The following is a 2,029-nucleotide window of genomic DNA, read 5'->3' on the forward strand; positions in this document are numbered from 1 at the left end:
GGGAGTGGGCCGCGTGGGGCGGCGAGGGGGCCGCCGTGCGGGTGGGGTCAGCGGGGCCTGTGTTCGGCGATGCGGGCGAACTCCTCGACCGTCAGGGACTCGCCCCGGGCCTGGGGGGAGACGCCGGCCGCGACCAGGGCGGCCTCGGCGGCCGCCGGGGAGCCCGCCCAGCCGGCCAGCGCGGCCCGCAGGGTCTTGCGGCGCTGGGCGAACGCCGCGTCGACGGCGGCGAACACCTCCGCCTTCGCCGCCGTCGTCTTCACCGGCTCCGCACGGCGCACCAGCGAGACCAGCCCCGAGTCGACGTTGGGCGCGGGCCAGAAGACGTTCCGGCCGATCGCACCGGCCCGCTTCACCTCGGCGTACCAGTTGGCCTTGACCGACGGCACGCCGTACACCTTGCTGCCGGGCGGGGCGGCGAGCCGGTCCGCCACCTCGGACTGGACCATCACCAGGGTCCGTTCGATCGTCGGGAAGCGGTCCAGCATGTGCAGCAGTACCGGGACTGCCACGTTGTACGGGAGGTTGGCGACCAGTGCCGTCGGCGGCGGGCCGGGCAGTTCCTCGACCAGCATCGCGTCGGAGTGGACCAGTTCGAACCGGGAGGCCCGTTCGGGCAGCCGGGCCCCGATGGTGGCCGGGAGGGCTGCCGCGAGCACGTCGTCGATCTCGACGGCGACGACCCGGTCGGCCGCCTCGAGCAGCGCGAGCGTCAGGGAGCCCAGCCCCGGGCCGACCTCGACGACCACGTCCTCCGGCCGGACCGCCGCGGTCCGCACGATCCGGCGGACGGTGTTGGCGTCGATGACGAAGTTCTGGCCGCGCTGCTTGGTCGGGCGTACGCCGAGGGCGGCGGCCAGCTCACGTACGTCGGCGGGGCCCAGCAGGGCCTCAGAGGTGTCGCTCACCTCTCAAGCCTAAAGGTCACCGCCCGTGCGCCCGGCCGCAGTGCGGCCAGGGCAGGGCTCCCCGCAGGACGTACAGCCTCTTCTCGCCCAGGGTCTGCCCGGCGGCCGTCAGGTCCTGGACCCGCCCGCCGCCCGGTCCGCACAGGGCGAGGCCGCGCCAGTCGAGCCCGCCGCCGCCACCCGCCGCCGGGACCGGCAGCGGCCGGGTGCCGAACCTGACGAGCTGCTCGACGGGCTGCCGCACCACCTCCGAGCCGAGCCGCCTCGGCCGCTGCCTGACCCCGTTGACGGTCAGGACGGCGTAGGTGACGCGTCGCGCGCCCTGCTGCCCGGCCCGGTCGAGGATCTCCACGCCGCGGAACAGCCCCGGATCGGGGATCCTGCGCACGGCGAAGGGGATGAGTTCCTCGCGGATCTCCCGGACGTCGGCGATCCGCAGGACGGTGATGGTCTGCCCGTCGCGCGGAAAGCTGCCGGGCGGCACGGACGTGGTGTCCCGGCCGCGCAGTTCGATGCCCGCCTGCTCGACGGCCTCCCGCACGGTCGCCGCGCTGGTGCGGACGGTGTGCGCGCGGCCGTCCGCGACGAACGTCACGGTCCGGGCGGTCCGTACGTCGAGGGTGGCCCCGGCGCGGCCGATGCGTGACGAGCGCGGGAGGGAGACGTACGCGCCCTCCGCGCGCACCCCGAGCTGCCGCAGCGCCCCCTCCACCGTCCGCGCGGTGGTCCACAGCCGGCGGCGCTCCCCGTCGTCGACGGTCAGCACCAGTGGCCGCCCGTAGCGCACGACGACCTCGGTGCCGCTGTCCAGCGCGGTGCCGGGGGCCGGGGTCACCAGATCGTGGGAGCCGGTCTCGATGCCCTCGGCCGCCAGCAGCTCCGCCACGTCGTCGGCGAAGGTGTGCAGGGTGCGCGGCCGTCCGTCGACGCTCAGCTCGACGGCCTTGTCCTCGGCGACGAAGGCGGAGGTGCCGCCCGCGAGGAGGGCGACGACGAGGGCCCGCGGGAGGAACGGGAGGAGGCGGCGCACGGCCTCGGGGCGCCGGGTGGCCCGCCTGCGGGCGGCGCGGCGCGCCTCGGCCCGTCCGCCGCCCGGGGCGGGGCGGGGCGGCGGTACGGGG

At 76.4% G+C, this 2,029-nt stretch carries 2 protein-coding genes; both read right to left on the reverse strand.

Annotated elements, in window-relative coordinates:
• Window positions 1–47 precede the first annotated feature (47 nt).
• A complete protein-coding gene (rsmA, locus tag GUY61_RS37800; protein ID WP_166634808.1) occupies window positions 48–908 on the reverse strand; it encodes a 16S rRNA (adenine(1518)-N(6)/adenine(1519)-N(6))-dimethyltransferase RsmA in 861 nt (286 codons plus the stop codon).
• Between the two features lie 16 nt (window positions 909–924).
• The coding region (locus GUY61_RS37805) for a ubiquitin-like domain-containing protein (RefSeq protein WP_166634809.1) at window positions 925–2,029 on the reverse strand (1,105 nt) is incomplete at its 5' end.

Origin of the sequence: Streptomyces sp. GC420, assembly GCF_009916105.1 — a bacterium.
In the GTDB taxonomy this organism is placed as follows: Bacteria; Actinomycetota; Actinomycetes; order Streptomycetales; family Streptomycetaceae; genus Streptomyces.